This is a genomic window from Pseudomonas sp. GB2N2, from assembly GCF_054897705.1.
The window spans coordinates 2,970,797-2,993,233 of the sequence record NZ_CM142701.1; the positions used below are offsets into that span (position 1 = coordinate 2,970,797).

Sequence of the window (22,437 nt, forward strand, 5' to 3'; positions counted from 1 at the left end):
TGGCAGCATCGATGGTGAATGGCACAGCGCCTTCGCGAGCAAGCCCGCTCCCACAGGGATCGTGGCAATCCAGGAGTTTATCGCCGCCATCGCCATTAGTTTAGAAAAATCTGAACTAAGTATTTGCCCTTAGCGATTCTTCTGGCCGACTGCATTTTGCAGAATCGGGCCCTAACGGTGCCCGAACCTTCCTGAATCGGCGCAACCGACATAAATAAAACAACGACGATGAGGCCCTACCCGTGGACAAGATTCTTCACCAACCACTGGGCGGCAACGAAATGCCGCGCTTCGGCGGCATCGCCACCATGATGCGACTTCCCCACTTACCCACCGCTGCCGGTCTGGACGCTGCCTTCGTAGGCGTGCCGCTGGACATCGGTACTTCGTTGCGGCCCGGCACCCGCTTCGGGCCTCGCGAAATCCGCGCTGAATCAGTGATGATTCGCCCGTATAACATGGCCACCGGCGCAGCGCCGTTCGACTCGCTGTCGGTTGCCGACATCGGCGACGTGGCGATCAACACTTTCAATCTGCTGGATGCCGTACGGATCATCGAAGAATCCTACGACAACATCCTCGAACACGATGTGATCCCGCTGACGTTGGGCGGCGACCACACCATCACCCTGCCGATCCTGCGTGCCATTCACAAGAAACACGGCAAGGTCGGCCTGGTGCACATCGACGCCCACGCCGATGTCAACGATCACATGTTCGGCGAGAAGATCGCTCACGGCACCACCTTCCGCCGCGCCGTCGAAGAAGGCCTGCTGGACCCGGACCGCGTCGTACAAATCGGTCTGCGCGCCCAGGGTTACACCGCCGATGACTTCAACTGGAGCCGCAAACAGGGCTTTCGTGTAGTTCAGGCCGAAGAGTGCTGGCACAAGTCCCTGGCGCCGCTGATGGCCGAAGTTCGCGAGAAAGTCGGCGGTGGTCCGGTGTACCTGAGTTTCGACATCGACGGCATCGATCCGGCCTGGGCACCAGGCACCGGCACCCCGGAAATTGGCGGCCTGACGACCATTCAGGCGATCGAGATCGTTCGCGGCTGCCAAGGCCTCGACCTAGTCGGTTGCGATCTGGTAGAAGTCTCACCCGCTTACGACACCACCGGCAACACCTCGCTGCTGGCCGCCAACCTGCTGTACGAAATGCTTTGCGTACTGCCTGGCGTCGTCCACCGTTGAGGATTGGCCATGAACGAACGTGATCAGGTTCTACAAGCGGCCGCCGATCTGGTGTCCGCCTTTGCCAGTAACGATCGCGAAGCCTACTTCAGCGCCTTCAGCGCCGATGCCAGCTTCGTGTTCTACACCCTCGAGCAGCCTCTGCTGTCGCGCGATGCCTATCAGGCGTTGTGGGAAGCCTGGCGCTCGGAGGATGGCTTCGAGGTGCTTTCGTGCACTTCGAGCAACGCTTTCGTCAGCCTGCAGGGTGACGTGGCGGTTTTCATCCATGACGTCGCCACCGAGCTGCGCATGCATGGGGAGCAACACTTCAGCCAGGAGCGCGAGACGATTGTTTTCAAAAAACAAGCGTCTGGCCAAGAACAACAAGGCCTATGGCTGGCCTGCCACGAACATTTGTCCGCAATGCCGGAAGGGCTGCCATCCCCTTAGCCAAACAGGTGACGCTTACATACGATAAGCGCGCCTTTATGATCGGAGCAGATCATGAATAACAACAACAACGACCAAAGCCTTACGCAAATTGAAACCTACGGGGTCGAACAGATCCCGGACAACGAACGCACCGCAGGCCCGACGGACTTGTTCCGGATGATCTTCGGTGGTTCAAACACCTTCGCCACCGCCGTGCTCGGCAGTTTCCCGGTACTGTTCGGCCTGTCCTTCCAGGCAGGCGTCTGGGCGATAGTGCTGGGCGTGCTCCTGGGTTCGCTGATCCTCGCGCCGATGGGCCTGTTTGGTCCGATCAACGGCACCAACAACGCCGTGTCCTCCGGTGCACACTTCGGTGTTCATGGGCGGATCGTCGGTTCGTTCCTGTCGCTGTTGACCGCAATCGCCTTCTTCTCGCTCTCGGTGTGGAGTTCGGGTGATGCATTGATTGGCGGCGCGAAACGCCTGATCGGCCTGCCGGAAACCGACCTGACTCTGGGCCTGGCCTACGGTCTGTTCGCGATTCTGGTACTGACCGTTTGCATCTACGGCTTTCGTTTCCTTCTGTGGGTCAACAAGATCGCGGTGTGGAGCGCCAGCCTGCTGTTCCTGCTGGGCATCTTCGCCTTCGCCGGGCCGTTCGATGTGAACTACGCCGGCACTGTGAGCATGGGCCAACCGGGTTTCTGGGCGGCCTTTATCGGCGCCGCTCTGGTAGCGATGAGCAACCCGATTTCCTTCGGTGCGTTCCTCGGCGACTGGTCGCGTTACATCCCGCGTGAAACCTCCAAGCGCCGGATCATGGCCGCCGTGGTGATCTCCCAGATCGCAACGTTCATCCCGTTCCTGTTTGGCCTCGCCACCGCCACCATCGTCGCAATCAAGGCGCCGGACTACATCGCCGCCAATAACTATGTCGGGGGCCTGCTGGCGGTTTCGCCGAGCTGGTTCTTCCTGCCGGTGTGCCTGATCGCGGTGATCGGCGGCATGTCCACCGGCACTACCTCGCTGTATGGCACCGGGCTGGACATGTCCAGCGTGTTCCCGCGTGTGCTGTCGCGGGTCAAGGCAACGCTGCTGATCGGCGTGATGTCGATTGCCTTCATCTTCATCGGGCGCTTTGCGGCGAACCTGGTGCAGAGCGTTTCGACCTTCGCCGTGCTGATCATCACCTGCACCACTCCGTGGATGGTGATCATGATCATCGGTCTGTTGGTGCGTCGAGGATTCTATTGCCCGGATGACCTGCAAGTGTTCACCCGCGGCGAGAAAGGTGGCCGCTACTGGTTCACCCATGGCTGGAACTGGCGCGGGCTGGGTGCCTGGATCCCGAGTGCGTTGGTGGGTTTGTGCTTTGTGAACCTGCCGGGGCAATTCGTCGGTGTGCTGGGCAATCTGGCGGGTGGCATCGACATCAGCCTGCCGGTGACCCTCGGCCTGGCGTCGCTGGTGTACCTGGCGCTGCTGGGACTGTTTCCGGAATCGGCTGCGGTGTTCGGCCCAAATGATGCGCGCAGCAAGGGTGCGGATTCGCTCAGTAAATCCGCATTGCGCCAGGCCGCCTGATTCAAGATCAACGGATTACCTGTGGGAACGCCGCATCGCACGCTCCCACAGGGATTGATGTTTGTTTCACCATAAAAAAGACAATCGGAGACACGCCATCATGGCATTGGATTTATTCGTCGTTCTCATATACGCCGCCTCGATGCTGATACTCGGCTACTACGGCATGCGCAAGGCCAAGACCAACGAAGACTTTTTGGTTGCCGGTCGTAACCTCGGCCCGACCCTGTACATGGGCACCATGGCCGCTACCGTTCTGGGCGGCGCATCTACCGTCGGCACCGTGCGCCTGGGCTACGTCCATGGCATCTCCGGTTTCTGGCTCTGCGCGGCCCTCGGTTGCGGGATCGTGGCGCTGAACCTGTTCCTCGCCAAACCGCTGCTGAAACTGAAAATCTACACCGTTACCCAGGTGCTGGAAAAACGCTACAACCCGATGGCCCGCTCCGCGAGCGCGGTGATCATGCTGGCGTATGCGCTGATGATCGGCGTGGTCTCGATCCTGGCCATTGGCACCGTGCTGCAAGTGCTGTTCGACCTGCCGTTCTGGCTGTCGGTATTGGTCGGCGGTGGCGTGGTGGTGATCTATTCGGCGATCGGCGGCATGTGGTCCCTGACTCTGACCGACATCGTCCAGTTCGTCATCAAGACCGTGGGCCTGATGTTCATCCTGTTGCCAATCTGCCTGTACCGCGTAGGTGGTTGGGATGAGCTGGTGTTGAAACTGCCGGCAACCGCCTTCAGCTTCACCACGATCGGCTGGAACACCATCATCACCTACTTTATGATCTACTTCTTCGGGATCCTGATCGGCCAGGATATCTGGCAGCGTGTGTTCACCGTCAGGAGCGCCAAAGTGGCTCAGGTTGCCGGTACATTCGCAGGCTTCTACTGCATCCTTTACGGACTGGCCTGTGCCCTGATCGGCATGGCCGCTCATGTGCTGATCCCGGACCTGGACAACGTCAACAACGCCTTCGCCGCCATCGTCAAACTGTCCCTGCCGGACGGTATCCGTGGCCTGGTGATCGCCGCAGCACTGGCCGCCATGATGTCCACCGCCAGCGCCGGCCTGCTCGCCGCCGCCACCACCCTGACAGAAGACCTGCTGCCAAAACTGCGTGGCGGTAAACAGTCGAGCCTGGGTATCAACCGCTTGTTCACCCTGCTGACCGGCATCGCCGTGCTGGGTATCGCACTGGTGGTGAACGACGTGATCAGCGCCCTGACCCTGGCCTACAACCTGCTGGTGGGCGGCATGCTGATCCCGCTGATCGGTGCGATCTTCTGGAAACGCGCAACCACCGCCGGCGCTATCGCCAGCATGGGCATGGGCTTTGCCACCGCGCTGCTGTTCATGATCAAGGACGGCATGGACGCCAACACCCCGATCTACTACAGCCTCGGTGTCGGCCTGGTGAGCTTCGTGCTGGTGAGCTTGCTGTCCCGTCCCCCGGTTTCGGTGGCGAGCGCGATCTAAGCTGTCTATAACGACTTGATGCTTTCTTCGACGGGTGTGGCGTCGGTTGCCACACCCGTTTTTTTTCGTCTGGAGAAAACCTTTGATGAAGATCGTTTCTCGCGACCAGTGGTTCGAGGTCAAGCAACTCAGCGACGGCATTCGCCTGATCCACGAGCCGTATATCCGTCCGTTCTATCGCTGCAATCTTTGGCACGTTCAGGGCCGTGACAGGGACCTGCTGCTGGACAGCGGTTCCGGACTGGTCAGCCTGCGCGAGCAATTGCCTTGGATCACCGAACGGCCGCTGGTGGCGGTGGCCAGCCATTGTCATTTCGATCACATCGCCGGGCATCATGAATTTCCCGAGCGCCTAGTGCATCCCGCCGAGGCCGACATCCTTGCGGCACCAGATGGCGAAAACGATTTGAGCCGTGCATTTGTCGGCGACGAGATGTTCGAGGCGCATCCCGATTGCCCGTTGTGCTATGCCGAATATCGGGTGAAAGCCGCGCCAGCGACAGGGATGATTGAAGAAGGAGACGTGCTGGACCTGGGCAATCGCGTGTTGCAAGTGCTGCACACACCGGGACATTCGCCGGGGGGCATCAGCCTGTACGAAGCGGTGACCGAAACCCTGTTCAGCGGCGACATCATCTACGACGGGCCGCTGATCGAAGATGCCTACCACTCCGACCTCGCCGACTACAGCCGCAGCCTGCAACGCTTGCGCGCGCTGCCGATCCGCACAGTGCACGGCGGCCACTTCGGCAGTTTTTCCGGAGAACATTTGCGCAACATGATTGACAAGTGGCAGCGCTCGCACGGTTGAAGCCTGCTGTACTCAACGCTTGGAACAACAACAACAATAACAACTCCAGCGAAGAACCATCATGAGAAGAGCCGCCGTGCGTGCCGCTGTCCATCAGTTCATCAGCCGTTTGCTGGAGTGTCAGGATGATTTTGACGATGACGCCAGTCTGGCGGAATTGGGCCTGGATAAAACGGACATCGAAGACCTGATCTTCCATCTGGAAGATGAAATGGGATTGACGGCGTTTACGGCCGAGGAAGACCGGATGCTGAGGCGTGCCAGAACGGCGAATGATCTGAGTCGGTTTCTGCTGGAGATCGGGCGGCATTGACCCGTCGAATCTACCCACGCCCTTGTAGCAGCTGCCGAGCACCGCGAGACTGCGTTCGGCAGCGAAGTTGTCGTGACATCAGACGACGGGGTGTGTCAGGTAGATTCTGCATGGAGGCCTTACGACGGCTGCGCAGCCTCGCGGTGCCCGGCAGCTGCTACACCGACAGCGGCTGCGTTGCGATTAACGGCGGCGCTGCTGGCGTCGACGCTGTTCGTCGTCCGTGCGAATTGGCACGGGTTGCAGAGGCGGTTCGATCAAACCCAGTGCGACACCCAGGTCGTGCAGCCAGTTTTGAATTTTGTCTTTCATGGTGCCCCCTTCAGGGAAGTGCCGAGCGGCTGAAATTCTGTAGCCCCTTCGCACTGATAATAGTCCGAAGTCCTACGCAATGCTCGGCAAAATCCGCAATGATCTGTTACTGAATTGATCCAAATACCTGACCATTAGTTCAGGCAATCTCCTGGGCCGCAAATGCTGCCGACGGATAGACCGTCTGCTGCTGTTCGATCCATGCATTCAGATTGGCCCCGACCATGCCCTTGCGCCACATCAGCCAGGTCGTCGCGCTGGCAAAAGGCTCGGCCAATGGGTGCACCGCGACGCTTTCGCGGCCCGGCAGGCTGGCGAGCATGGACTCTGACATCAACGCCACGCCGGAACCGGCAATCACGCAGGCGAGCATTCCCGGATAGGACTCGATCTCCATCGCCCGCCCCATCGCTGCATGATCATGCGCGAACCAGGCCTCCAGGCGCATCCGATAGGAGCAGCCCTGGCGAAAAGTGAACACCGAGCGCCCCTGCACATCCAGCGCACTGCGCACCGGCGGGTGATCGGCCTCGCTGATCAGCACCAACCGCTCCTCACACAATGGCACGCCATCCAGCCCGGCCAGTTCCAGCGGACCGTCCACCAGCGCGGCATCGAGGCGACCGGTCAGCAACCCCTCCAGCAATTCGCCGCTGGGACCTGACTGCACTTGCAGGTTCACCGCCGGATACGTGCGGTGATAGCGCGCCAATAGCCCCGGCAGATGAATAGCGGCGGTGCTGTACATCGTGCCGAGCACGAAGTCGCCCGCCGGTTGCCCGCCCCGCACCGCCGCTTGCGCTTCATCGTGCAGGTTGAACAGCTTGGCGGTGTAGTCCAGCAGGACTTTTCCCGCCGGCGACAACTGCAAACGCTGACGCTCGCGGGCGAAAAGCTCTACACCAAGCTGCTGTTCCAGTTGCTTGAGACGGGTCGACAGATTCGACGGCACTCGATGCAAACGCTCGGCAGCCCGGGTGATCGAGCCCTCCTCCGCCACCGCCTGGAAAATCCGTAACTGGCTGAACTCCACGCTATTCTCCAAATCAGAACAAGTTACTCACTATTATTCATTTTTAAAGAATGTCAATCGTTCTTAGCCTGACGGTCATTGATCCTCTGCCTGAGCCTTGGCCATGTCGCCTCTGATTCGCTTACTTGCCAGTTTTATCGCGCTCATGATGGCCATGGGTATCGGGCGATTCGCCCTCACCCCGCAACTGCCGCACTTGCTCAGTGAAGGTCAGATCGACCTGACCGCCGCCGGTCTGATTGCTGCCGCCAATTACCTTGGCTACTTCGTGGGCGCCGTGGACGCGATGTTCTCCCGTCGCCCTGAGCAAGTCCGGCGGCGACTGCTCGGTGGTTTGTGGCTGTGCGTATTGCTCACCCTCGCGTCGTTCTGGGCCTGCGGATTCTGGTCGCATCTGCTGTTGCGTTTCGGCACAGGCGTGGCCAGCGCCTGGGTGCTGGTGATGATCGCCGCGCTGAGTCAGCCATTGGCCGCGGCCGCGGGTCGTCCTCGGCTTGGCGCGCTGGTATTTGCCGGACCGGGTTTGGGGATTTTTCTGACAGGATTGTTGGCGTTGGGGTCGAACCTGCTGGGTCAGACGTCCGCAACCTTGTGGCTGGTGTATGCGGCGGTCGGCCTGGTGATGTTGCTGAGCATTCTGCCGTTTCTGCCGCAACCGACCACGAGCGTCGTCGCTGAACCCAACGCTAACTCGGGTACTCAGGGGATCGGCCGTTTGGGGGCGATTTATGCTTTGTACGGTTTGGGCTACATCATCCCGGCCACGTACCTCTCGCAAATGGCCAACGCGCAGTTCCACGGGCAGTGGCAAGCCGACTTGTTCTGGCCGTGTTTTGGCCTGGCGTCGGCCTTCGGCGTGGTGCTGGTGAGTCTGCGTCGACACAACCCGAATGCCACCCGTCATTGGTTGATGGTCACCTTGTGGTTGCAGGCGGCCGGCGTGTTTGCCTGCCTGTTGGGCAGTGGTTCAGGCCTGGCGTTGGGGGGTGATCTTGTGCGGCACGCCGTTCCTGGCCTGCATGCAGTTGGTGATGCAGCGCTCGCGGGAACTGGCGCCCCACGCCACCCAACGCAACGCCGGGCTGCTCACGGCGTGCTTCGCCGTGGGTCAGCTCGCCGGACCTTTGCTGGCGGCGTTGAGCAGCCATTTCAGCGGGGGCTTGCAGCCAGCGCTGATCGTCGCGGGCAGTGGTCTGCTCGTCGCCGGCGGCGTGTTGCTCGGTCCGGTCAGTGCTGGCCGAGGGCTCTGCGCAAACGACGGCGCACCCACTGCTCGGCGCTGACAAACGTGATGCCGAGCAACACCAGTGAGGCTCCAATGACGAAGTTGAGACTCAGCGCCTCACCCAGCAACACCACGCCGAACGTGACGCCGAACAACGGCGTCATAAAGGAAAACACCGCCAGGTTCGCCGCCAGATAGCGCCGCAACAACCAGAACCAGGTCAGATAGCTGAAAAACGACACGACCAAACCCTGGAACAGCACGCTGGCCACGGCCACGGTGGTCAGGTTGACGTGGGTGACCTGACCGCTGAGCATCGCGATCAGCAGCAAGCCGACGAAGCCGACAATCAACTGGTAGAACAAGGTGAGGGTCACCGGTGCTTCCGACAGACGCGAAGCGCGCACCACCACGGTCGTCGCGCCCCACGCGGCGCCGGCCAGCACGCCCAATGCATCGCCGATCAGCATACGGCGATCAAGGTTGTCCCACGAAACCCCGCCAGCAAATGCAATGGCAATGCCGACAAACGCAAGAAAAATCCCGAACCATTGCACCGCCCTTAGTCGCTCACTCGGCAACAACCAGTGCACGCCCAGTGCGGTAAAAATCGGCGCGGTATAAAGGAACACCGACATGTGCGCGGCGGTGGTCAGTTGCAAGCCTTCGGAAATGAAGAAGAACTCCAGTCCGAACAGCGCACCGGCGAGTAGTCCACCGCGCCATGTATCGCCGACCTTGTCCCAACCGCCCTTCCAACAGATGAGCAATCCTACAAGCAATGCAGAAATGCCTGACCGCCCCGCCGCCTGCATGACCGGTGCGATATCAGGCGCCGCCCACTTGATCATGACCTGCTGCACACCCCAGATAAGGCACAAACCCATCATTACTTGCAGAGCAAATTTATCGGCTCTGCGCCGGGTGGCGCTCACCGGGATACCTCGACAACACAATTCATGGCAGTGACTCACAGTAATAAGCAAAGCCCCGGCAAGCGTCGTTATACCGTCTCACTGTAGGAGCGGAACGTGCCAAGGCGAAAAACTATAGTGATGATTATTAGCCAGTCGGCGCAAAAAATAGCGTCTGCAACAGACGCTCAACGGCTCACAGGCGTCATCCTGCGCGCAGCCCCATAGCCGACAGTACAGGCAACAGCGGTCGCCAGTGCGCCCCACGCCATGTCCATCAGCGCCAATTGCGCCGACCAACCGTGAAGTGTCGCCCAGTTGCTCAAGTCATACGTGCCGTAAGCCACCAGCCCTAGCAATCCCCCCAGCCGGGCAGCGCGCTGCCAGCTACTCGCCGGCAACACCACGAACACCACGCAACCCACGGCATAAAGGAGATAGAACACCGCAGCCGGGGCCAGCAGCGGTTGGTCGAGCATCAGCGGTCCGAGCAGCGCCCGATAGGTCGGGGCCATCAGCACGCCGAGCCAGAGCCCATCGAGCACGAGAAACGCCAACAAGGTGCCAGCGTAGGCAAACAGCGCTTTTTTCATTGCAGTCCAGCCCCATGTGATCGACCTACATGGGGCCGACGCGAGGTCAGCTTAGTTCAATGCGATCGGCGTGAATGACAATCTGGCCATTCTTGTACAAGGTACCGATGGCTTTCTTGAAGTTGCCCTTGCTGACGCCAAACATGCTGGTGATTACTGTCGGATCGCTTTTATCGCTCACGGGCAGGCTGCCATTGTTTTCGCGCAATTTGGCGAGAATCTTAGAGTTGAGGCTGGTGGCGGCTTCTTCGCCGACCGGTTGCAGGCTGAGGCTGATCTTGCCGTCGGCCCGGACTTCTTTGATAAAGCCCTTCTCTTCCTTGCCAGCGCGCATGAACTTGAAGACTTCGTTCTTGTGGATCAGGCCCCAATGCTTGTTGTTGATGATCGCCTTGAAGCCCATGTCGGTTGCTTCGGCAACCAGCAGATCAACCTCCTGGCCGGGGGTGTAGCTGGCCGGGGTCTTGTCGAGGTAGCGATCCAGACGCGCGGTCGCGGTGATGCGACGGGTATGCTTGTCGAGGTAAACGTGCACCACAACGTACTCGCCGGCGGTCATCTGACGCTTTTCTTCAGAATACGGCAGCAACAAGTCCTTCGGCAGGCCCCAATCCAGGAAAACCCCGATGCTGTTGACTTCAACGACTTTCAAACTGGCGAATCCACCGACTTGCACTTTCGGCTTCTCAGTCGTTGCGATGAGTTTGTCTTCGCTGTCCAGATAAATAAAAACGTTGAGCCAGTCTTCATCTTCGCTGGGAATATCTTTGGGGATATAACGATTAGGCAGAAGAATTTCGCCCTCCGCACCACCGTCCAGGTATAAACCGAAGGTAGTATGTTTAACCACTTGCAAACTGTTGTAGCGCCCGACTAAAGCCATGTCCAATACCCTCATTGCGTGGGCGGCATTCTACCCGTTTTTGCAGGCTGCGTTAGGCGCCCGGGCCGGCGGCTGGAGAATATCCGCTGAGGCCCTTAATTTTCCTGGGATTTGTCGAGTGTGCACGGCCGCTCGTCAGACTGATCGGATGTCTATTACCTCTGCGAATTAGCAGAAAACCTTTTCCAGACCATCGATGTTCTTATTTAAAACAGCAGCTTAGCGAGCTGTTTCGGATAATGAGTTGCGACGGACAGAGCATTTGTGATGCGTATTTCAGGGGGATATTTGCCAAGCAATTGTCAAGTATTTCCTGTACGATGCGTGGCCAAGTTAATTTTCTACAGGTTAATGGCCGCCATGCGTGTAAAAGCATCCAACAGCAAAGCAAAGCCAGCTCCAGCCGTTGAAACCAGCGAATCGATCAACAACCAGATCGCTGCTTTCCTCAAGTCTGGTGGCGAGATCCAGCAAATTGCCAAAGGCGTCAGCGGCCAGACGTTCGGTCCGTCCAAGCAGATTACCTTGGGCAAAAAATAACACCCTGCGTTACACCCCGCGTTAACTAGTCCCTAAGCGCTTTGAGCTTCGAAGCGCTTGGACTGGAACCCTCCCGCAACACCGGCCAAACTCAACAATATTCCAGAAATCGACGAACGGCCCTCGATGCCGAGTATTCGCCGGTATGCTTGCACACGTCTAGATCAAGCGTTTCAGCAGTTTTCGTTTCTGCTACTCGCGGTCATGGAGTGACGCATGCTCAAACCCTCCCTTCTGTTGCTCGCCAGCCTGCTGTCATGCTCGGTCGCCAACGCGCAAATTTTCCAGCGTGAACTGGGTGACTTCGACCTCAAGCTCGGTACAACGCCCAGCCGTAGCATGGCGCAGGGGTTGGTCAAGCCGTCGACCACAGGTTCTTTCCATGGCGGGCTGGACCTCAGCCACAACAGCGGCTTTTACTTCGGCCAATGGTCGCCGAGCATGGGATTGAGTCCCGGGAATAACCTTGAAGTCGATTCCTACATGGGCTTTAAACAGCCCTTCGATCAAACCCTCGGTTACGAAGTCGGCATGATCCGCTACAGCTATCCTAAAGTAGACACCCTCGACAGCCAGGAACTTTTCGGCGGCCTGACCTTGCTGGGCAGCCGTTTTGGCGCCGCGTTCAGCAGCGACCCGGACAAACAGAACAGCACCGTGTTCGCAGACCTCGGTGGCAATCAACCGTTCGGCATCGGGATCAGCATGAAATACACCACCCACCAGCTCAACACTCCGGTGTCGGTGGACGGAGGGTATCTAGGCAATTTCACCGATTGGTCACTGACACTGTCGCGGCCATTCATGGGCATCGACCTTGACCTGAGCTACAGCGATTCCAACCTCAGTGGCAGCGACTGTTCCGCTTACTCCGGGCGCAACAGTCAGTGCGATGGCCTGGTCACCCTCAAAGCCGAACGCGCGTTCTACTGATCGTCTGAACTGCCGGGCTCATCCTGCGTTCACATGAGAACCTGAGCTTTCGCAAGGATTCGCCCATGCCGCGCTGGTTAAAATGTCTTGCCGTCGTCCTCACCCTCAGTCTCGCCCTCGGCGGTTGCAGCCGCATGGGCCTGGCGTATCGCAATCTCGACGTGATCATTCCATGGACGCTCAGCGATTATCTGGACATGAACGGCGAACAAAAAGGCTGGTTCAACGAGCGCCTGAAAGAACACCTGAGCTGGCACTGCACTACGCAACTGCCGCGCTACCTCGACTGGCTGGACCGTTTGCAGGTGATGGTGGAGACCAACCAAGTCACCGACGCCGCGCTGCAGACCCGCACCCAGGAAGCCAAGCAGGCCATCGCCCAGACAGCGCGGGAAATTACCCCGTCGGCCATCGAGTTGTTGCAGGGGCTGGATGACAAGCAAGTGGCGGAGATGAATGACGCTTTTGCCAAGGACCAGCGCAAACGGCAGCAGGAATACCTGAAACCACCGCTTGATCAGCAGATCAAGGAGCGTGGTGAGCGGATGGAAAAACGTCTGGATGACTGGCTCGGACCGCTCAGCCCTACCCAGCAACAGCGAGTCGCCGCCTGGTCAAATGCCTTGGGCGATCAGAACACGCAGTGGATCGCCAACCGTGTTCATTGGCAGAAGCAGTTCAGTGCAGCAGTTGCGCAGCGTCAAAGTCCAGAATTCCCACAGCGAATAGAGACGCTTCTGGTGAATCGCGAGAGTTTATGGACGGCGGATTACCGCAAGGCCTACGCCAATACCGAGGCTCAGGCGCGGAGTCTGTTTGTGGATTTGATGGCAGAAAGTACGCCGGCTCAACGTGAGCGGTTGCTGAAGAAAATCGAAGGCGTGCGCAAGGATTTCAACGAACTGAAGTGCCTCAAAGCTGCCCAACAAACCTAAGCAACAACACAAATCCATTGCAGGAGCGAGCCTGCTCGCTCCTGCAATGGTCGTGGTGATCTTCAGGCTATCTGCGCTTTCGAAGCCACCTGGTCGAACGTCGCTTCATCCAGGGCATCAACCTGCTCATCCAGCACTTGCCGCGGATGGTCGTTGCCCGGAATGCAGCTGTCGATGAGGCTCAACAAACTCGATCCGCGCAGTGTCAGCTTGTAGTTCGACCCGGTTCCGCCCTGCTCTTCCGGGAGAGATTCGATATAACCTCGCGTCAACAGTAACTTTTCGTACTCGCCGGCCACCGCTTTCAGATGGTCGAGATTCTCGGTCTGCTCACCCTCCGTAGCTTTCTCCGCCGCGTACTGCTCGGCATAGGCCCGTGGTGTGAAGCTGGGTTCTCCCTTCTGCACTTCATGCAGCAACCGTTCAATCAAATCCCAATTATAAGTCGTCATCCTGTTCAACCTCCAAAGCCCGTGAGTGGGGTGGCCTTCATAGGTTGTGACCGGCGGCGCCGACAGGCGTTCAGCCAGGTTTTTTGCCACTACCGACCGATGGCATGTCGATTGGAAGGTGCGCTGAACGACTAGGCTTCGTCAGTCACCTCCCAGCATTGCGCAGGAGAAAACCCGATGAACGTTCAGAACCATCCGGTGGTGTCGCGAGAAGAATGGCTCACTGCCCGCAAACACCACCTGGCTCACGAAAAAGCTTTCACCCGGGAACGGGACAAACTCAGCGCCGAACGCCGCGCACTGCCCTGGATGAAAATCGACAAGCACTATCACTTTCAGGGCCCTGACGGAGAGTTGAAGCTGGCCGATCTGTTCACTGGTCGCAGTCAGCTGGTCATCTACCACTTCATGTTCGCCGAAGGCTGGGACGAAGGTTGCCCCGGTTGCTCATTTCTGTCCGATCACATCGACGGTGCCAACCAGCATCTGGCTCATCATGATGTTGCAGTGGTCGCGGTTTCCCACGCGCCATTTGCCGAATTCCAGGCGTTCAAACGGCGCATGGGCTGGAAATTCGATTGGGTATCGTCAGTGGGCTGCGACTTCAACTACGATTTTGGCGTCACGTCACGAGCGGAAGATGTCGCGGCCGGCAAAGCGACCTACAACTACGAAAAATCCGACGGTGCCGAAGAAGAACTACCGGGCCTCAGCGTGTTTTATCGCAATGACACCGGGGAGATTTTCCACACCTACTCAACCTACGCCCGTGGCCTGGACATGCTGGTCGGCGCCTACAACTACCTCGACCTCATGCCCAAGGGCCGCAACGAAGAGGAAATCATGGAATGGGTAAAGCATCACGATCGCTATGAAGACCAGACAGCGGCCAGCTGCTGCCATAAGGGATAGCAGGCAAAACTGAACTTTCCCTGTCCATGAGCCCTCAACCGGATAACCCGCCTTACCGGAACTGAGGCCCTGACCGATGAACACATTACTGAAACTGACCCTCGCCGCCACGCTCGCCTGCAGCCTTCCCGTTTGGGCGTGCACGCCCGAGGAAGCTACCGCAAAACGTGAACAACTGGCCAAGGAAGTCGCCAAGCTCACGCAGCAAAATCCAAAGAAAGCCAAGGAGATCAATGACGAGTTGCAGAAGATGGACCTGGGCACAGCCAGCGCCGATTTGCCGGACAAGTGCCAGTTGATCGATCAGCGCATGAAAGAGCTGGAAACCGCTGATAAAAAAGCGGAGGGCTGAGCGGATTCACGACAAAAAAAAACCGGACATGAGTCCGGTTTTTTATTGGCTGGCTAAGCGTTATTCAGCAGCCGGTGCTTCCGGCTTGCGGCGCTTCAGCGGGGCCATGCCGTCCTTGCTGACCAGCGACAGGGCGTCGGTCTTTGGACGGTTGGCGATCTTGCGTTTGGTCGGAGCCTTGGCGCCGGTTTTCTTCTTCTCGCCTTTGGCGTCGACCTTTTTCTTCTTAACGCCAACGGCTTTGCCGGAGGCCTTGACCTTTTTCGGTCCGCCGTAGACGCCTTTGACTTCCTTGACGGTGCGGCGCTCGAAGCTCTGCTTGAGGTAGCGCTCGATGCTCGACATCAGGTTCCAGTCGCCGTGGCAGATCAGCGAGATGGCCAGGCCATCGTTGCCGGCGCGGCCGGTGCGACCGATGCGGTGAACGTATTCGTCGCCGCTGCGCGGCATGTCGAAGTTGATCACCAGGTCCAGGCCATCCACGTCGAGGCCACGGGCGGCTACATCGGTGGCGACGAGGATTTTCACACCGCCCTGCTTCAGTCGATCAATGGCCAGCTTGCGGTCTTTCTGGTCTTTTTCACCGTGGAGGACGAACGCCTTGTATTCCTGCGCAACCAGGCGGCCGTAAATGCGGTCAGCCATGGCCCGGGTGTTGGTGAACACAATGGCCTTCTGATAGGTCTCGTTGGCCAGCAACCAGTTGAGGATCTGCTCTTTGTGCTGATTGTGGTCAGCGGTGATGATCTGCTGGCGAGTGGTCGCGTTCAGATCGCTGACGTTGTTCAGCTGCAGGTGTTCCGGGTTGTTCAAGACCTTGGCAACCATGTCGCGCAGGCCCGAACCGCCAGTGGTGGCCGAGAACAGCATGGTCTGCTGACGGTTGGTGCATTCTTCCACCAGGCGCTGCACGTCTTCGGCAAAGCCCATGTCGAGCATACGGTCGGCTTCGTCGAGCACCAGCACTTCAACTTCTTTCAAGTCGAGGTTGCCGGCGTTCAGTTGCTCGATCATCCGCCCCGGCGTACCGATCAGGATGTCCGGCACCTTGCGCAGCATGGCGGCCTGAACTTTGAAGTCTTCACCGCCGGTGATCAGGCCGGACTTGATGAAGGTGTACTGCGCAAAGCGCTCGACTTCCTTGATGGTCTGCTGGGCCAGTTCGCGGGTTGGAAGCAGGATCAAGGTCTTGATGCTGACGCGGATTTTCGCCGGGCCGATCAGACGGTTGAGGATCGGCAAAACGAACGCGGCAGTTTTGCCGCTACCGGTTTGCGCTGTCACCCGCAGGTCACGCCCTTGGAGCGCCAGCGGAATAGCCGCTGCTTGCACTGGCGTTGGCTCGACAAATTTAAGCTCGGCCACGGCTTTGAGCAGGCGTTCGTGCAGGGCGAATTGGGAAAACACGGGTGCTACCTCGAAGAAATACAAAAAAACAGCTGCATAGGGTAACGGTTTCGAGCGCCGAGGCCGAGTCTCTTTCTGCAAACGAGCGCAAACAGTGGCTTTTTTGTTGCGTCTTTTGTCATCAAACGTCATTCAAAGCGTCTTAAATGCTCTAATCGCCCCGACACGGCCTATCGAACAAACGAGAAGAAACGGTTTTACCCATGGATATCAAACAGCTCTGGCTCAACGTCCAAGACCTCTGGGGTGCGCTCGACCAGCATCCACTCCTGCATTCCAGCCTCGGCCTCCTGTTATTGCTGGTGGTGGCGTTGGTCCTCGGACGAGTGGCGCGCTACCTGATCCTGCACGCCACCAAAATGCTTGGACGCCAGCCAGCCCTGCACTGGGTCAACGACTTTCGGCACAACAAGGTGTTTCACCGACTGGCGCAGATGACGCCTTCGCTGGTGATCCAGTTTGGCCTGCACCTGGTGCCGGAACTGAGCAAAACCGCGATGATTTTCCTCGGCAATGTGGCGCTGGCTTTCACCATTCTGTTCCTGGTGTTGTCCATCAGCGCGCTGCTAAGCGCCCTGCTGGACATCTACGCCCGCACCGAACACGCCCGCACCCGTTCGATCAAAGGCTACGTGCAACTGGCGAAGATGGTCTTGTACGTGTTTGGTGCAATCATCATCGTCGCCACGCTGATCGACCGTTCACCGCTGTTGCTGTTGTCCGGTCTGGGCGCCATGTCGGCGGTGATCCTGTTGGTCTACAAGGACACCCTGCTGTCATTCGTCGCCAGCGTGCAACTGACCAGCAACGACATGCTGCGGGTCGGCGACTGGATCGAGATGCCGCAAGTCGGCGCCGACGGCGATGTGGTGGACATCACTCTGCACACCGTTAAGGTGCAGAATTTCGATAAGACCATTGTCTCGATTCCGACCTGGCGCCTGATGTCCGAGTCGTTCAAGAACTGGCGCGGCATGCAGCAGTCCGGTGGCCGGCGAATCAAGCGCAGCCTGTTCATCGACGCCAGCGGCGTGCGCTTTATCCGTGATGACGAAGAGCAGAAACTGTCCCAGGTGCACCTGCTGACCGATTACATCAGCCGCAAACAGGCTGAACTCAAGGCGTGGAACGAGGCGCAGGGCAATGTGGCGGCGATGTCGGCCAACCGGCGGCGGATGACCAACATCGGTACCTTCCGCGCCTATGCGCTGGCGTATCTGAAGAGTCACCCTGACGTTCAGCCGAACATGACCTGCATGGTGCGGCAGATGCAGACCACGGCGCAGGGCATTCCCCTGGAGATCTATTGCTTCACCCGCACCACGGCGTGGGCAGACTACGAGCGGATTCAGGGGGATATTTTCGATTACCTGCTGGCGGTGCTGCCGGAGTTCGGGTTGAGTCTTTATCAACAGCCAAGTGGCGGGGATTTGCGGGCCGGACTACTCCCGGCAATGCTGGGTGCAAGCCACATTACCGAGCCCGAAAAACACGTGATGTAACATCTCATCGCACAAGGGTTCAGCGTGCGACGGCCGGTTTGCGTATCCCCAAGCGGCTGATCCACACCGCCGCCAGAATCACCAACCCGCCCAAAAACAACCGTCCCAATTCTTCATGCTGATTCCAGATCAGCAGATTGATCAGCAACCCCACCGGCACATGCAGGTTGTTCATCACCGCCAGCGTTCCGCCATTCACCAGGCACGCGCCTTTGTTCCACCAGTACAAGCCCAACGCGGTCGAAACCAGGCCGAGGAACACCAGCACGCCCCACTGCAACGGCGCTTCGGGCAGGAAGTTGTGTCTGCCAAATAGCAGAAATGCCGGCAACGCAACGGCCAATGCGCCCAAGTAGAAATACCCGAAGCGCCGATAATGCGGCAGGTCGCTCGGGTGTCGCGCCACCAGATGTTTATAAAGCACTTGCCCGGCGGCGTAGGTGAAGTTGGCCAGTTGCAGCAACAGGAAACCCATGAAGAAATCCGGATTGATCCGGTCATAGCGGATCACTGCCGCACCCATCACAGCCACCACTGCGGCGATCAAGGCCCACGGATTGAAGCGCCGGTTCAACGCGTCTTCGATCAGCGTGACGTGCAACGGCGTGAGGATGGTGAACAGCAACACTTCCGGCACCGTCAGCACCCGGAAGCTCAGGTACAGGCAGACGTACGTCACGCCGAACTGCAACGCGCCGATCAACAACATGCCGCGCATGAACGCTGGCTCCACTGAGCGCCATCGGGTCAACGGAACGAACACCAGTCCCGCCAGCACCACGCGCACCAGCACCGCGAAGTAACTGTCGACATGCCCGGCCAGGTATTCGCCGATCAGGCTGAAGGAAAACGCCTGGATCAGCGTGACAAAAAGTAGATAGCCCATGCTCGCCTCATTTTCGAATGGCGGCGACGATAGCTGTTTTTGCCCTACATCGCGAGAACACACGGAACCCACTGTAGGAGCGAGCTTGCTCGCTCCTACAGTGGTTCGTGTCGTTCATAAAATTACAGGCAAAAAAAAGCCCGATCTCGCCAATGCGTTCAATCGGGCTACAGCACTCAGGAGCAACAAGTGCAAAGGGAGGTCGATGCGCGTTACGGCTTGAAGGGGTTGCGCCAGGTCACTTGAACATCAAGGGATTATCTGGCGATTAAAGTATCAAGCCACCTGGGACAGTTTGGCGTTGGCCTGGTTCAGGCCCTTCTCCTGGAAGTCGCCGCCCAGGTTCATGCCTTCAGCGTGAATGAACGTCACGTCGTGGATTCCAATGAAGCCCATGACCTGACGCAGGTAGGGTTCCTGATGATCCGCAGCGCTACCGGCGTAGATCCCGCCGCGAGCGGTCAGCACAAAAGCACGCTTGCCGCTAAGCAGGCCTTGCGGGCCGGTGTCGGTGTATTTGAAGGTCACGCCGGCACGCAGCACGTGGTCCAGCCAGGCTTTCAGCGTGCTCGGAATCGCAAAGTTGTACATCGGCGCGGCCATGACCAGCACGTCGGCGGCCAGCAGTTCATCGGTCAACTGGTTGGAGCGTTCCAGGGAAGCCTGTTCGATCTCATTGCGTTGCTCGACGGGTTTCATCCAGCCGCCCAGCAGGTTGATGTCCAGGTGCGGCACTGTGGAGACGGCCAGGTCACGCACGGTGATCTGATCGTTGGAGTGCGCGGCTTTCCACTGGTTGATGAAGGTCTGGGTCAGTTGACGGGACACCGAGTCTTGCTGACGGGCGCTGCTTTCGATGATCAGAACGCGGGACATGGGATGTAGGCTCCATCTGAGAATGCTGTAAGTCGATGGAGTGGAGATTAAACAGAGTCATATCGATGAAAAAGCGCAAATAACTGCTATAACCCATCAATAAATTCGTTTATAAGCTGAGCATGCCCTGGGGGAGCGAACCCCCTCCCACAGGGTGACGACGCTATTTCGGGGTGCAGCTCAGGTTGATGCGCATCTTGATGATGGAGCGGCTGAACTTGGCAGTGGCGGTTTTGTGCTTGCCGGCGGCCACTTCGATATTACGAGTGCGCGGCGCTTCCGGCCCGTTGTTGAACACCACCTTGCAGTTCGCGTCAGTGCTGCCGTAGTTGTTCACCTGAATGGAGGCGATGTCGGTATCCGTGTCAAAGGCGTTGTAGTCGATGCTCAAGCCGTTCAGCTGTTTTTGTACGTCGATCGGGTAGGCAAACGCCGTCAACGGCAACATCGCCAGCACCACAACACAGAATTTTTTCATTCGGCAGTCTCCAATAAGGACTGCCAGCTTAGGACAAGAGGAGCTCAACATGAAAGCGCCCCGCGTGACCCTTGATCAATGGCGAACGCTGCAGGCCGTGGTCGACCACGGCGGTTTCGCCCAGGCCGCCGAAGCGCTGCACCGCTCGCAATCGTCAGTGAGCTACACCGTCGCCCGCATGCAGGATCAGCTCGGCGTGCCGCTGCTGCGCATCGACGGGCGCAAAGCCGTGTTGACCGAAGCCGGCGGCGTCCTGCTGCGGCGCTCCCGGCAACTGGTGAAACAGGCCAGCCAACTGGAAGACTTGGCGCATCACATGGAACAGGGTTGGGAAGCGGAAGTGCGGCTGGTCGTCGACGCCGCGTACCCGAGCGCACGCCTCGTACGCGCCTTGACCGCGTTCATGCCGCAAAGCCGTGGTTGTCGGGTGCGTCTGCGTGAAGAAGTCCTGTCGGGCGTTGAGGAAGTTCTGCTCGAAGGCGTGGCCGACCTGGCGATCACCGGTTTCAGTATCCCCGGCTATCTGGGCGCTGAATTGAGCGACGTTGAATTCGTCGCGGTCGCCCACCCCGAGCATGCCCTGCACCGTTTGAACCGTGAACTGAATTTCCAGGACCTGGAAACCCACATGCAAGTGGTGATCCGCGACTCTGGTCGCCAACAACCACGGGATGTCGGCTGGCTCGGTGCCGAACAGCGCTGGACCGTCGGCAGCCTGGCGACAGCCGCGACGTTTGTCAGCAGCGGGCTGGGTTTCGCCTGGCTACCCCGGCACATGATCGAACGGGAACTCAAGGAAGGCACGCTCAAGCTGCTACCTTTGGATCAGGGCGGTAGCCGTAACCCGAGCTTCTACCTGTATTCAAACAAGGACAAACCGCTGGGCCCGGCGACGCAAATCCTCATCGAGCTGCTGCGCACGTTCGACACCGCGCCGCTGGATGCGCCTTTCGCTGCCCCTGAACAAGCCTGACACGGAGTGAACCCATGGCCTATTTCGAACACGAAGGTTGCAACCTGCACTACGAGGAATATGGCCACGGCACGCCGCTGCTGCTGGTCCACGGCCTGGGTTCCAGCACCCTGGACTGGGAAAAACAGATCCCGGTGCTGGCCGCCCGCTATCGGGTGATCGTGCCGGATGTGCGCGGCCACGGCCGCTCGGACAAGCCCCGCGAGCGCTACAGCATCGCCGGGTTCAGCGCCGACCTGATCGCCCTGATCGAACATTTGAACCTCGGCCCGACACATTTTGTGGGACTTTCGATGGGCGGCATGATCGGCTTCCAGTTGGCGGTGGATCAGCCGCAGTTGCTCAAAAGCCTGTGCATCGTCAACAGCGCGCCCGAGGTCAAACTGCGCAGCCGCGACGATTACTGGCAATGGTTCAAGCGCTGGAGCTTGATGCGCGCCCTGAGTCTGGGCACCATCGGCAAAGCCCTTGGAGGCAAGTTGTTTCCCAAGCCGGAACAGGCGCAATTGCGTCAAATGATGGCCGAGCGCTGGGCAAAAAACGACAAACATGCTTATCTCGCCAGCTTCGACGCGATCGTTGGCTGGGGGGTTCAGGAACGACTTTCGAGAGTGTCCTGTCCAACACTGATCGTCAGCGCCGACCGTGACTACACACCGGTGTCGCTGAAGGAAACCTATGTAAAACTGCTGCCCGATGCGCGGCTGGTGGTGATCGCCGATTCGCGCCACGCCACCCCGCTGGATCAACCCGAACGCTTCAACCAAACCCTGCTCGAGTTTCTCACCGCAGTCGACACCACCACACTCAGGATCACTGACCCATGCTGAAAAAAATCGCCCTCGTTGCTGGCTCCGTTCTGTTTGCCGCCAACCTGATGGCCGCCACGGCTGCCACGCCTGCCAAGGCACCGCACGTGTTGCTGGAAACCACCAACGGCCAGATCGAAATCGAACTGGACCCGGTCAAGGCGCCGATCAGTACCAAGAACTTCCTTGAGTACGTCGACAGCGGCTTTTACAACAACACGATTTTCCACCGCGTGATCCCGGGCTTCATGGTCCAAGGCGGTGGTTTCACCCAACAAATGCAGCAGAAAGACACCAAGGCGCCGATCAAGAACGAGTCTAAAAACGGTCTGCATAACGTCCGTGGCACGCTATCCATGGCCCGTACCTCCGTGCCGGACTCGGCCACCAGCCAGTTCTTCATCAACGTCAAGGACAATGACTTCCTCGATCAGGGTGATGGCTATGCCGTTTTCGGCAAGGTCGTGAAAGGCATGGATGTCGTGGACATCATCGTCAATTCGCAAACCACCACCCGTGGCGGCATGAAGGACGTGCCTGCCGATAACGTGTTCATCAAGTCGGCCAAACGCATCGACTAAGAACGCAGGCACAGGGAGTGTTGAGCGGCTGTCGGTCTCCGGCGCC

24 protein-coding genes and 2 pseudogenes are annotated in these 22,437 nt (G+C 58.8%); 16 read left to right on the top strand and 10 right to left on the bottom strand.

What is annotated here, in order from left to right:
- Positions 1 to 242: 242 nt before the first annotated feature.
- From speB to ACYZT4_RS13775, 6 genes are all read left to right on the top strand, one after another.
- Positions 243 to 1,193: an agmatinase gene (gene speB / locus ACYZT4_RS13750; protein ID WP_162436868.1), complete on the top strand. Its 951-nt coding sequence runs from the start codon at positions 243 to 245 to the stop codon at positions 1,191 to 1,193.
- A 9-nt stretch (positions 1,194 to 1,202) separates the two neighbouring features.
- A complete protein-coding gene (locus ACYZT4_RS13755; protein ID WP_461980403.1) occupies positions 1,203 to 1,625 on the top strand; it encodes a YybH family protein in 423 nt (140 codons plus the stop codon).
- Positions 1,626 to 1,679: 54 nt separating this feature from the next.
- Positions 1,680 to 3,191: a purine-cytosine permease family protein gene (locus tag ACYZT4_RS13760; protein WP_461980405.1), complete on the top strand. Its 1,512-nt coding sequence runs from the start codon at positions 1,680 to 1,682 to the stop codon at positions 3,189 to 3,191.
- Between the two features lie 100 nt (positions 3,192 to 3,291).
- Entirely contained in the window at positions 3,292 to 4,671 is a 1,380-nt protein-coding gene (locus ACYZT4_RS13765; protein WP_461980407.1) for a sodium:solute symporter family protein, read from the top strand.
- A gap of 85 nt (positions 4,672 to 4,756) precedes the next feature.
- Positions 4,757 to 5,482 (top strand): MBL fold metallo-hydrolase, encoded by a 726-nt coding sequence (locus ACYZT4_RS13770; protein WP_461980409.1) that lies wholly within the window; start codon positions 4,757 to 4,759, stop codon positions 5,480 to 5,482.
- Between the two features lie 61 nt (positions 5,483 to 5,543).
- Complete coding sequence (locus ACYZT4_RS13775) at positions 5,544 to 5,795, top strand: acyl carrier protein (protein WP_461980411.1); 252 nt, start codon at positions 5,544 to 5,546, stop codon at positions 5,793 to 5,795.
- Positions 5,796 to 5,978: 183 nt separating this feature from the next.
- Here the strand turns inward: ACYZT4_RS13775 and ACYZT4_RS13780 are convergent, their stop codons facing one another.
- On the bottom strand, positions 5,979 to 6,107 hold the full coding sequence (locus ACYZT4_RS13780) for a PA1414 family protein (protein WP_421139225.1): 129 nt from the start codon (positions 6,105 to 6,107) through the stop codon (positions 5,979 to 5,981).
- 139 nt (positions 6,108 to 6,246) lie between these two features.
- Positions 6,247 to 7,140 carry a putrescine utilization regulator PtrR gene (gene ptrR, locus ACYZT4_RS13785; protein WP_461980413.1) on the bottom strand — a complete coding sequence of 298 codons (894 nt, stop codon included), beginning with the start codon at positions 7,138 to 7,140 and terminating at the stop codon, positions 6,247 to 6,249.
- A gap of 103 nt (positions 7,141 to 7,243) precedes the next feature.
- Here ptrR and ACYZT4_RS13790 point away from each other — a divergent pair.
- Positions 7,244 to 8,423, top strand: a pseudogene (locus ACYZT4_RS13790) (MFS transporter).
- Here the strand turns inward: ACYZT4_RS13790 and ACYZT4_RS13795 are convergent.
- The 3 genes from ACYZT4_RS13795 to ACYZT4_RS13805 form a co-directional block, all read right to left on the bottom strand.
- A complete protein-coding gene (locus ACYZT4_RS13795; protein ID WP_461980415.1) occupies positions 8,368 to 9,300 on the bottom strand; it encodes a DMT family transporter in 933 nt (310 codons plus the stop codon). The pseudogene ACYZT4_RS13790 and the gene ACYZT4_RS13795 overlap by 56 nt on opposite strands.
- 167 nt (positions 9,301 to 9,467) lie before the next feature.
- A complete protein-coding gene (locus tag ACYZT4_RS13800; RefSeq protein ID WP_461980417.1) occupies positions 9,468 to 9,872 on the bottom strand; it encodes a DUF2177 family protein in 405 nt (134 codons plus the stop codon).
- A gap of 46 nt (positions 9,873 to 9,918) precedes the next feature.
- Complete coding sequence (locus tag ACYZT4_RS13805) at positions 9,919 to 10,755, bottom strand: CvfB family protein (RefSeq protein ID WP_461980419.1); 837 nt, start codon at positions 10,753 to 10,755, stop codon at positions 9,919 to 9,921.
- A gap of 351 nt (positions 10,756 to 11,106) precedes the next feature.
- On the opposite strand from ACYZT4_RS13805, the gene ACYZT4_RS13810 reads away from it, so the two are divergent.
- The 3 genes from ACYZT4_RS13810 (at position 11,107) to ACYZT4_RS13820 (ending at position 13,163) form a co-directional block, all read left to right on the top strand.
- Positions 11,107 to 11,295, top strand: a complete 189-nt coding sequence (locus tag ACYZT4_RS13810; protein ID WP_017337097.1) for a hypothetical protein — start codon at positions 11,107 to 11,109, stop codon at positions 11,293 to 11,295.
- Between the two features lie 216 nt (positions 11,296 to 11,511).
- Positions 11,512 to 12,228, top strand: a complete 717-nt coding sequence (locus ACYZT4_RS13815) for a TorF family putative porin (protein WP_461980421.1) — start codon at positions 11,512 to 11,514, stop codon at positions 12,226 to 12,228.
- A 65-nt stretch (positions 12,229 to 12,293) separates the two neighbouring features.
- Positions 12,294 to 13,163, top strand: coding sequence for a DUF6279 family lipoprotein (locus ACYZT4_RS13820; protein WP_461980423.1), 870 nt, complete (start codon positions 12,294 to 12,296; stop codon positions 13,161 to 13,163).
- A gap of 62 nt (positions 13,164 to 13,225) precedes the next feature.
- On the opposite strand, the gene ACYZT4_RS13825 is transcribed toward ACYZT4_RS13820, so the two are convergent.
- Positions 13,226 to 13,615 carry a transcriptional regulator gene (locus tag ACYZT4_RS13825; RefSeq protein ID WP_461980425.1) on the bottom strand — a complete coding sequence of 130 codons (390 nt, stop codon included), beginning with the start codon at positions 13,613 to 13,615 and terminating at the stop codon, positions 13,226 to 13,228.
- Between the two features lie 177 nt (positions 13,616 to 13,792).
- On the opposite strand from ACYZT4_RS13825, the gene ACYZT4_RS13830 reads away from it, so the two are divergent.
- Positions 13,793 to 14,527, top strand: a complete 735-nt coding sequence (locus tag ACYZT4_RS13830; RefSeq protein WP_461980427.1) for a DUF899 domain-containing protein — start codon at positions 13,793 to 13,795, stop codon at positions 14,525 to 14,527.
- 76 nt (positions 14,528 to 14,603) lie between these two features.
- Positions 14,604 to 14,879 carry a hypothetical protein gene (locus ACYZT4_RS13835; RefSeq protein ID WP_461980428.1) on the top strand — a complete coding sequence of 92 codons (276 nt, stop codon included), beginning with the start codon at positions 14,604 to 14,606 and terminating at the stop codon, positions 14,877 to 14,879.
- Positions 14,880 to 14,939: 60 nt separating this feature from the next.
- Here ACYZT4_RS13835 and ACYZT4_RS13840 read toward each other — a convergent pair whose 3' ends face one another.
- Positions 14,940 to 16,286, bottom strand: coding sequence for a DEAD/DEAH box helicase (locus tag ACYZT4_RS13840; RefSeq protein ID WP_461980430.1), 1,347 nt, complete (start codon positions 16,284 to 16,286; stop codon positions 14,940 to 14,942).
- Between the two features lie 203 nt (positions 16,287 to 16,489).
- On the opposite strand from ACYZT4_RS13840, the gene ACYZT4_RS13845 reads away from it, so the two are divergent.
- Positions 16,490 to 17,788 (top strand): mechanosensitive ion channel family protein, encoded by a 1,299-nt coding sequence (locus ACYZT4_RS13845; RefSeq protein ID WP_461980432.1) that lies wholly within the window; start codon positions 16,490 to 16,492, stop codon positions 17,786 to 17,788.
- A gap of 19 nt (positions 17,789 to 17,807) precedes the next feature.
- Here the strand turns inward: ACYZT4_RS13845 and ACYZT4_RS13850 are convergent, their stop codons facing one another.
- The 3 genes from ACYZT4_RS13850 to ACYZT4_RS13860 form a co-directional block, all read right to left on the bottom strand.
- Positions 17,808 to 18,674 carry a carboxylate/amino acid/amine transporter gene (locus ACYZT4_RS13850; protein WP_461980434.1) on the bottom strand — a complete coding sequence of 289 codons (867 nt, stop codon included), beginning with the start codon at positions 18,672 to 18,674 and terminating at the stop codon, positions 17,808 to 17,810.
- Between the two features lie 276 nt (positions 18,675 to 18,950).
- Entirely contained in the window at positions 18,951 to 19,550 is a 600-nt protein-coding gene (locus ACYZT4_RS13855; protein WP_461980436.1) for an FMN-dependent NADH-azoreductase, read from the bottom strand.
- Positions 19,551 to 19,713: 163 nt separating this feature from the next.
- Entirely contained in the window at positions 19,714 to 20,028 is a 315-nt protein-coding gene (locus tag ACYZT4_RS13860; protein ID WP_461980438.1) for a 3-phosphoglycerate kinase, read from the bottom strand.
- Positions 20,029 to 20,077: 49 nt separating this feature from the next.
- Between ACYZT4_RS13860 and ACYZT4_RS13865 the strand changes: the two genes are divergently transcribed.
- From ACYZT4_RS13865 to ACYZT4_RS13875, 3 genes and pseudogenes are all read left to right on the top strand, one after another.
- Positions 20,078 to 21,001 (top strand): LysR family transcriptional regulator, encoded by a 924-nt coding sequence (locus tag ACYZT4_RS13865; RefSeq protein ID WP_461980439.1) that lies wholly within the window; start codon positions 20,078 to 20,080, stop codon positions 20,999 to 21,001.
- 14 nt (positions 21,002 to 21,015) lie between these two features.
- Positions 21,016 to 21,821, top strand: a pseudogene (locus tag ACYZT4_RS13870) (alpha/beta fold hydrolase).
- Positions 21,822 to 21,824: 3 nt separating this feature from the next.
- Positions 21,825 to 22,391 carry a peptidylprolyl isomerase gene (locus ACYZT4_RS13875; protein WP_461980441.1) on the top strand — a complete coding sequence of 189 codons (567 nt, stop codon included), beginning with the start codon at positions 21,825 to 21,827 and terminating at the stop codon, positions 22,389 to 22,391.
- Positions 22,392 to 22,437 lie beyond the last annotated feature (46 nt).

Bases quoted from the DNA above. Each gene is read 5' to 3' on its own strand.
- ACYZT4_RS13815 (WP_461980421.1), top strand. From the start codon at position 11,512: ATGCTCAAACCCTCCCTTCTGTTGCTCGCCAGCCTGCTGTCATGCTCG.
- ACYZT4_RS13755 (WP_461980403.1), top strand. From the start codon at position 1,203: ATGAACGAACGTGATCAGGTTCTACAAGCGGCCGCCGATCTGGTGTCC.
- ACYZT4_RS13810 (WP_017337097.1), top strand. From the start codon at position 11,107: ATGGCCGCCATGCGTGTAAAAGCATCCAACAGCAAAGCAAAGCCAGCT.
- ACYZT4_RS13845 (WP_461980432.1), top strand. From the start codon at position 16,490: ATGGATATCAAACAGCTCTGGCTCAACGTCCAAGACCTCTGGGGTGCG.
- ACYZT4_RS13860 (WP_461980438.1), bottom strand. From the start codon at position 20,028: ATGAAAAAATTCTGTGTTGTGGTGCTGGCGATGTTGCCGTTGACGGCG.
- ACYZT4_RS13780 (WP_421139225.1), bottom strand. From the start codon at position 6,107: ATGAAAGACAAAATTCAAAACTGGCTGCACGACCTGGGTGTCGCACTG.
- ACYZT4_RS13770 (WP_461980409.1), top strand. From the start codon at position 4,757: ATGAAGATCGTTTCTCGCGACCAGTGGTTCGAGGTCAAGCAACTCAGC.
- ACYZT4_RS13825 (WP_461980425.1), bottom strand. From the start codon at position 13,615: ATGACGACTTATAATTGGGATTTGATTGAACGGTTGCTGCATGAAGTG.
- ACYZT4_RS13830 (WP_461980427.1), top strand. From the start codon at position 13,793: ATGAACGTTCAGAACCATCCGGTGGTGTCGCGAGAAGAATGGCTCACT.
- ACYZT4_RS13760 (WP_461980405.1), top strand. From the start codon at position 1,680: ATGAATAACAACAACAACGACCAAAGCCTTACGCAAATTGAAACCTAC.
- ACYZT4_RS13800 (WP_461980417.1), bottom strand. From the start codon at position 9,872: ATGAAAAAAGCGCTGTTTGCCTACGCTGGCACCTTGTTGGCGTTTCTC.
- ACYZT4_RS13850 (WP_461980434.1), bottom strand. From the start codon at position 18,674: ATGGGCTATCTACTTTTTGTCACGCTGATCCAGGCGTTTTCCTTCAGC.
- ACYZT4_RS13865 (WP_461980439.1), top strand. From the start codon at position 20,078: ATGAAAGCGCCCCGCGTGACCCTTGATCAATGGCGAACGCTGCAGGCC.
- ACYZT4_RS13765 (WP_461980407.1), top strand. From the start codon at position 3,292: ATGGCATTGGATTTATTCGTCGTTCTCATATACGCCGCCTCGATGCTG.
- ACYZT4_RS13775 (WP_461980411.1), top strand. From the start codon at position 5,544: ATGAGAAGAGCCGCCGTGCGTGCCGCTGTCCATCAGTTCATCAGCCGT.
- ACYZT4_RS13875 (WP_461980441.1), top strand. From the start codon at position 21,825: ATGCTGAAAAAAATCGCCCTCGTTGCTGGCTCCGTTCTGTTTGCCGCC.
- ACYZT4_RS13835 (WP_461980428.1), top strand. From the start codon at position 14,604: ATGAACACATTACTGAAACTGACCCTCGCCGCCACGCTCGCCTGCAGC.
- ACYZT4_RS13820 (WP_461980423.1), top strand. From the start codon at position 12,294: ATGCCGCGCTGGTTAAAATGTCTTGCCGTCGTCCTCACCCTCAGTCTC.
- ACYZT4_RS13855 (WP_461980436.1), bottom strand. From the start codon at position 19,550: ATGTCCCGCGTTCTGATCATCGAAAGCAGCGCCCGTCAGCAAGACTCG.
- ACYZT4_RS13805 (WP_461980419.1), bottom strand. From the start codon at position 10,755: ATGGCTTTAGTCGGGCGCTACAACAGTTTGCAAGTGGTTAAACATACT.